General features: G+C 69.3%; 6 protein-coding genes. 5 read left to right on the forward strand and 1 reads right to left on the reverse strand.

Annotated features, from left to right (window positions below; genetic code table 11):
• Window positions 1-63 precede the first annotated feature (63 nt).
• The 5 genes from folE2 (at window position 64) to DDE23_RS24555 (ending at window position 5,710) form a co-directional block, all read left to right on the forward strand.
• On the forward strand, window positions 64-1,164 hold the full coding sequence (gene folE2, locus DDE23_RS24535) for a GTP cyclohydrolase FolE2 (RefSeq protein WP_107755199.1): 1,101 nt from the start codon (window positions 64-66) through the stop codon (window positions 1,162-1,164).
• Window positions 1,165-1,247: 83 nt separating this feature from the next.
• Window positions 1,248-2,222, forward strand: coding sequence for a 1-phosphofructokinase family hexose kinase (locus DDE23_RS24540; protein ID WP_107755200.1), 975 nt, complete (start codon window positions 1,248-1,250; stop codon window positions 2,220-2,222).
• A gap of 53 nt (window positions 2,223-2,275) precedes the next feature.
• A complete protein-coding gene (locus DDE23_RS24545) occupies window positions 2,276-3,724 on the forward strand; it encodes a TrkH family potassium uptake protein (protein ID WP_107755201.1) in 1,449 nt (482 codons plus the stop codon).
• A 71-nt stretch (window positions 3,725-3,795) separates the two neighbouring features.
• Entirely contained in the window at window positions 3,796-4,263 is a 468-nt protein-coding gene (locus DDE23_RS24550) for a DUF1203 domain-containing protein (protein WP_107755202.1), read from the forward strand.
• Between the two features lie 235 nt (window positions 4,264-4,498).
• A complete protein-coding gene (locus DDE23_RS24555) occupies window positions 4,499-5,710 on the forward strand; it encodes a hypothetical protein (RefSeq protein WP_107755203.1) in 1,212 nt (403 codons plus the stop codon).
• Between the two features lie 70 nt (window positions 5,711-5,780).
• On the opposite strand, the gene radC is transcribed toward DDE23_RS24555, so the two are convergent.
• The coding region (gene radC, locus DDE23_RS24560) for a RadC family protein (RefSeq protein WP_420330179.1) at window positions 5,781-6,560 on the reverse strand (780 nt) is incomplete at its 5' end.

Below are 6,560 nucleotides of genomic sequence, written 5' to 3' on the forward strand. Positions count from 1 at the left end.
GCGTTGAATGCGCGCGATAACGGCTTACGTTACGGGTCGCGACGAACGGAGGGGTCGAAGCCAATGAACATCCAACAGCCCATCGGGAACCGCGAACCCAGCCGGACCGAGGCCGAGGCCGCGCTCGATACCCTGCGCGCCTGGGCCGACCGGGCCAGCGATGACGAGATCGCGGGCCTCGACCCGCGGCTTCTGCGGCTGATCCCCGGCCTGCCGGACCCCGCCTATCCGGTGATGTCGCGCGAGTATCCGGCGCATTTCGTCCCCGACGAAAGCTACAAGCGGACCATGCCGGACCTTCAGAACGGCCCGGCCAGCCTGATCCGCGGCGCCAACCGGCCGATCCAGCATGTCGGCATCTCGAACTTCCGCCTGCCCGTGCGCTTTCGCACGCGCGAGGGGGGCGACGTGACCCTTCAGGCCTCGGTGACCGGGACGGTCAGCCTCGAGGCCGACAAGAAGGGCATCAACATGTCGCGCATCATGCGCAGCTTCTACCAGCACGCCGAAAAACAGTTCAGCGTCTGGGTGATCGCCGCCGCGCTCGATGATTACAAGGCCGACCTCGAGTCCTTCGACGCCCGGATCCAGATGCGGTTCTCCTTCCCGATGAAGGTGGAAAGCCTGCGCTCGGGCCTGATGGGCTGGCAATATTACGACATCGCGCTGGAGCTGGTCGATCAGGCCGGTGTCCGCCGGCAGTTCCTGCACCTCGATTACGTCTATTCCTCGACCTGCCCCTGTTCGCTGGAATTGAGCGAGCACGCCCGGGCCGGTCGCGGCCAGCTGGCGACGCCGCATTCGCAGCGTTCGGTCGCGCGGCTCTCGGTCGAGGTGCTGCCCGGCAAGGTGCTGTGGTTCGAGGATCTGATCGACCTGTGCCGCCGGGCCGTGCCGACCGAAACGCAGGTCATGGTCAAGCGCGAGGACGAACAGGCCTTCGCCGAACTCAACGCCGCCAATCCGATCTTCGTGGAAGACGCCGCGCGCCTTTTCTGCGAGGTGCTGGAAGATGACGCGCGGATCGGCGATTTCCGCGTCGTGGCCAGCCATCAGGAAAGCCTGCACAGCCATGATGCGGTCAGCGTCCTGACCCGGGGCGAGACGTTTGCCAGCGCCAGCCTGGACCCGCGGCTCTTTTCGACGCTGATCCACGCGGGCTGAGCCATTCGGGCTGATCGTGTGGGCCTTCCGGTCCGGGGGCGGCCGGGCTAGGCTCGGCCGCGATCCTCAGGACCGGCCCCGCCATGCATGACCTTCTCACCGTCACCCTGAACCCGGCGCTGGATGTCTCCAGCGCCGCCGACCGGATCGAGGCCGGGCCGAAACTGCGCCTCGATGCGCCGGTCACCGAACCGGGCGGAGGCGGCATCAACGTGGCCCGCGCCGCGGCCAAGCTGGGCGGCCATCCCCGGGCCATCGCCGCGCTGGGGGGCGTGACGGGGGCGCGGTTCGCGGCGCTGATGGCCGGGACCGGCGTGTCGCTGGCCGAATTTCCGGTCCCGGGCGAGACGCGCCAGAACCTCGCCGTCACCGACCGCGCCACGGGGGGCCAGTTCCGCCTGCAGATGCCCGGCCCCGACTGGACCCCGGCGCTGGAGGCCACGATGGAGGCGCTGATCGCCACCGAGGCCGCGGCCATCGGCCCCGGCGCGGTCATCGTCCTCAGCGGCAGCCAGCCGCCCGGAATGCGCGCCGGGTTCCCGCAGGCCCTGGCCCGGCGCCTCGGCCCGGCGGGGCGGCTGATCGTCGACACCTCGGGCCCCGCCCTTGACGCGTTGGTCAGCCGACCGGCGCCCGATGCCGCGCCCCTGGTCCTGCGCATGGATCAGGCCGAATCCGAGGGGATCGCTGGGCGCCCCCTTCCCGACATCGCCGCCAGCCTCGACCTGGCGCAGGCACTGGTCGCCCGGGGCGCCGCGGCGTGCGTGGTGATCGCCCGCGGCGCCGAGGGCTCGGTCCTCGCGACCGCCCGCCAGCGCCTGCACGCCCGCCCGCCGCACGTCGAGGTCGTCTCGAAGATCGGCGCGGGTGACAGTTTCACCGCCGCTTTCGCGCTGAGCCTGGCCGGAAAAGCCCCGGGAGCCGAGGATTGGGCCGCCGCGCTCCTGGCCGGAACGGCGGCGGCCGCGGCGGCGGTGATGACCCCCGGCTCGGAACTCTGCCGCGCCAGCGACGCCGCCGAAATCGCCCCCCGTTGCACACTTGCCGCCTGTGACTGACCATCGCCCGGGCCGCGCTTGACACCGCGCGCGGGCGCCGCCAAGGCTGTGCCATGATCGACTTCCGACCCGTCGCGAACATCATCGGCTGGCTGCTCGTGGCGCTGGGGGTCATCATGCTGGTGCCGATGCTGGCCGACCTGGTGACAGGCTCGCTCGACTGGCGGATCTTCCTGATTTCGGCCTTCGTCACGGTGACCGCGGGCGGCCTCGTGGTGCTGGCCACCGCCAGCACCGATGCCTCTGGCCTGACGCTCAGGCAATCCTTTCTGGTGACCACGCTCTCCTGGACCGTGCTGCCGATTTTCGGCGGCCTGCCCTTCATGTTGGCCTTCGACCATATCAGCTTCACCGATTCCATGTTCGAGGCCATGTCAGGCCTCACCACGACCGGCGCCACCGTCTTTGCCGGGCTCGATTCCATGCCGCCCGGGATCCTGCTCTGGCGGTCGATCCTGCATTGGCTGGGGGGCCTCGGGATCGTGCTGGTGGCGCTGATCTTCCTGCCGGTGATGAAAGTGGGCGGCATGCAGCACTTCCGCTCGGAAGGTTTCGACACGATGGGCAAGGTGCTGCCCCGCGCCGCCGACATCAGCTGGATGCTGCTGCAGATCTACGCCGGGCTGACCATCCTCTGCGCCGCGGCCTTCCTGCTGACCGGGATGAACGCCTTCGACGCGGTCAACCACGCTCTCTCGACGCTGTCGACCGGGGGCTTTTCGACCCGCGACACCTCGTTCACCCATTACTCGGCCTCGGCGCATTGGGTCGGCATCGTCTTCATGTTCCTCGCGGGCCTGCCCTTCATCCGCTACCTGCAATTCATCAACGGCAGCTACAGGCCGCTCTTCAGCGACATCCAGATCCGCGCCTATCTGCGCTGGACGCTCTATGCGATCGGCGCCGTCCTGGCCTTCCGCATCCTGCGCGAGGAGGGCGATTTCGAGCCGATGCTGCGCGAGACCGCGTTCAACGTCGTCTCGATGTTCTCGGGCACCGGCTTTGGCAGCAATGACGTCACCGCCTGGGGCGATTTCCCGATCCTGGTGCTGGTGGTCGTCGGCTTCATCGGCGCCTGCACCGCCTCGACCGGCTGCTCGATCAAGGTGTTCCGCTACCTCGTGCTGTTCGAGGCGATCAAGACCCAGCTCAAGCAGCTGGTCTATCCCAACCGGGTGATCCCGATGCATCTGGACGGGCGGCGGCTGGACGAGGAAGTCGTCGTCTCGGTCGTCGTCATGTTCACCGCCTATGTCGTGGGCTTCGGCGTGCTGACCGTGCTGCTGTCGCTTTCCGGGCTGGAGATGCGGACCGCCTTCACTGCCGCCTGGACCTCGATCTGCAACGTCGGGCCGGTCTGGGGGGCCGAGGTCGGGCCGACCGGCGACCTGGACGGTTTCCCGACCTTCGCCAAATGGCTGATGATCCTGGCCATGCTGATGGGGCGGCTGGAGATGGTCGCGGTGCTGGTGCTGGTGCTGCCCCGCTTCTGGCGCGGCTGATTGCGCAGCTTCCGGGTCGAACCGGCGGGGCAAAGACGGGACAAGCGGGGACTGCCACAGCGGAGGTTCCCATGCAGCCCGTCTTCCATCCCCTGCCCGCATCCATCGCCGACCATTACCGCGCAGGCGGCGCCGATGCCTATGGCCTTCTGCCCGAGCACCGGCTCGTCACCGGCGGCGGCGTTCCCTGCCGTGCCACGCTGCGCCCCCTGCCCGAGGGCGCGCCCTATCTGATCGTCGCCCATCGCCCGTTCGAAGGGCTGAACCCCTATACCGAGACCGGGCCGATCTTCCTGTCGGCCGAGCCGGGCGCGCTGGCCGAGCCCATGACCGGGCTGCCGCCCTTCCTGACTTCGCCCGCCTATATCCTGCGCGGCTATTCGGCCGATGAGCGGATCCTCTACGGCACCGGCAGCGTCGTGGCGACGGACCGGCTGATCGAGGCCGCGGCGGCGCTTCTGCAACGGCCCGAGGTCGCCTTCCTGCACATCCGCTCGGCCAGCAACAATTGCTTCCATTGCCGGGTGGAACGGGGCTGAGCCGCCGCCTGAATGCCTAAAACTCGAGGAACAAGGCGCGGACGAAACGGTCGTCCGCGCCCTGGCTTGGGTCGTTTCCCCCTGTGAATCCAAGGGCCTGAGCCGGGTGACCGGATGGCTCGACGACACTTCTCCCCGGCTCTGCCCTGCCGCGAAACAACCTATCCGACGCCCCAAAGCTGCCCGCTTTGCTGCCGAAACTGACAGCAACACGGATCTTGAGTCGGAGTCTGTCATGAAACGGGTGCGCATCGTCGCCATTACCGCCGTCGCCCTTGGCGCGGCCGTCACGGCGGGAACCAAGTTCCAACAAGCCCGCGAAGCCGCCCTGCTGGCCGCCCAGCCGCAGGCTGTCGCCACGGACACGCCCGCCCCGGCCGCAAGCCCGGCCGCGCCCACAGAAACCTTCGCCGGGGCCACCAGCCTCACACAGCTGGCGCCCACCTCCACGGCGGCGCCCGGCACCGAGGGCCCCTCGCTGCTTGCCTCCCGGATGCCTGACCAGGGCCTGTCGCAGCCGGTCATCGCCGCGCCCGGCGGCGCCGCCCCGGCCCCCGCTCCGGTCCTTGCCCCGACCCTCGCGCCCCGGCTGAGCCAGGCCAGCGTCCTGCCCGGTGTCGATGTCGGCACTCCGGTTGCCCCCGCGCCCGGTCCCGCCACGGAAACGCTGCGCCAGATCGCCGAGGCCGAGACGCTGCCCCAGCCCCCCACCGAGAGCGACGCGGCCGAGGCCAGCCCGCCGCTCGACCCGCAGCTTCAGGCCGAACTGGCCGCCTGTGCCGTCTGGCTGGTGGTGACCCCGGCCCCCGGCGCCATGCTGGAAACCAGCGTCTATGCCCCCTGCGACCGCGATGCGGTGGTGACGCTGTCGCATGCCGGGCTCAGCTTCGACACCCATCTGTCGCCCGATGGTCAGCTGCTGGCCCAGATCCCGGCCCTGACCGAGGTGGCGCAGGTCACCATCCGCTTCGCCGATGGCCGTGAACAATCGGACGAGACGCCGGTCGCCGACCTCGCCACGGTCGAGCGGGTGGCGCTGCAATGGCAGGCTCCGGCCGAGATGCGGCTCAACGCCTATGAATTCGGCGCGGGGTACGGCGACGCCGGGCATGTCTACGACCTGAACCCGCGCACGGCCGGCGTCACCGATCAGGGCTTCCTGACCGTGCTGGGCGACCCCGGCATCACCGGCTCGCATCTGGCGCAGATCTATTCCTATCCGCGCGGCGAGACCCCGCGCAGCGGCCGCGTGGCGCTGGAGATCGAGGTGCCGATCACCGACGCGACCTGCGGCCGGGCGCTGAGCGCCGACACGATCGAGCTGCACGGGACGGCGGCGGCGCAGATCCGCCAGATCCGGCTGGACATGCCGGTCTGCGATGGTCAGGGCGGTTTCCTGGTCCTGCCGGGCGTGTTGCCGGACATGCAGATCGCGCTGAACAACTGAACGAACCGGGCCCTGCCCCCTGGAACCCGGCGCCAAGGCGCCGGGTCTTGCTTTGGTGCGGCCCGGAAGCTCACAGCAGCCCCTCGGCCCGGAAGCTGAATTCGCGTTCCTTGCCGATCACCAGATGGTCGTGCAGCACCAGCGACAGCGCCTCGGCCCCCTGGCGGATCCGTTCGGTGAGGGCGATGTCCTGCGCGCTGGGGGTCGGATCGCCCGAGGGATGGTTGTGCACCAGGATCAGCGCCGAGGCCTGCAGTTCCAGCGCCCGTTTCAACACCTCGCGTGGGTAGAGGGGGACGTGATCGACCGTCCCCTGCCCCGTTTCCTCGTCGGCGATCAGGCAATTCTTGCGGTCGAGGTAGAGGATGCGCGCCTGCTCGACCTCGCGATGCGCCATCGCCGTGTGGCAATAGTCGAGCAGCGCCTCCCAGGACGAGATCACCGGCCGGTTCAGGACCCGCGCCCGCGTCAGGCGCAGCGCCACCGCCTCGGCCAGTTTCAGCGCGGTGAGCACGGTCTCGCCCACGCCCTCGACCTGCATGAGCTGCGCAGGCGGGGCGGTGATGACCCCGGCCAGCCCGCCGAAGCGATCCATCAACACCCGGGCCAGCGGCTTCACATCGGCCCGGGGGATGGCGCCGAAGAGGAGGAGCTCCAGCAATTCGTAATCCGGCATTGCCGCCGCCCCGCCCTCGAGAAAGCGGCTGCGCAGGCGCTTTCTGTGTAAGCATCCGCCGAAGGCCGCAGCCGTGCTATATTGATCAGAGGCTTCTGGGTGCGGCTTTTGGTTTGCGCGGCTTTGGGGCCCATTTTTTGGCGAGGCGCTCGAAGTTGTCGAGGATACGGCCGA

The sequence above is a fragment of the Pararhodobacter aggregans genome, from assembly GCF_003075525.1.
GTDB lineage: Bacteria > Pseudomonadota > Alphaproteobacteria > Rhodobacterales > Rhodobacteraceae > Pararhodobacter > Pararhodobacter aggregans.

Coding starts and splice junctions, on each gene's coding strand:
- DDE23_RS24555 (WP_107755203.1), top strand. CDS start 4,499: ATGAAACGGGTGCGCATCGTCGCCATTACCGCCGTCGCCCTTGGCGCG.
- DDE23_RS24545 (WP_107755201.1), top strand. CDS start 2,276: ATGATCGACTTCCGACCCGTCGCGAACATCATCGGCTGGCTGCTCGTG.
- folE2 (WP_107755199.1), top strand. CDS start 64: ATGAACATCCAACAGCCCATCGGGAACCGCGAACCCAGCCGGACCGAG.
- DDE23_RS24550 (WP_107755202.1), top strand. CDS start 3,796: ATGCAGCCCGTCTTCCATCCCCTGCCCGCATCCATCGCCGACCATTAC.
- DDE23_RS24540 (WP_107755200.1), top strand. CDS start 1,248: ATGCATGACCTTCTCACCGTCACCCTGAACCCGGCGCTGGATGTCTCC.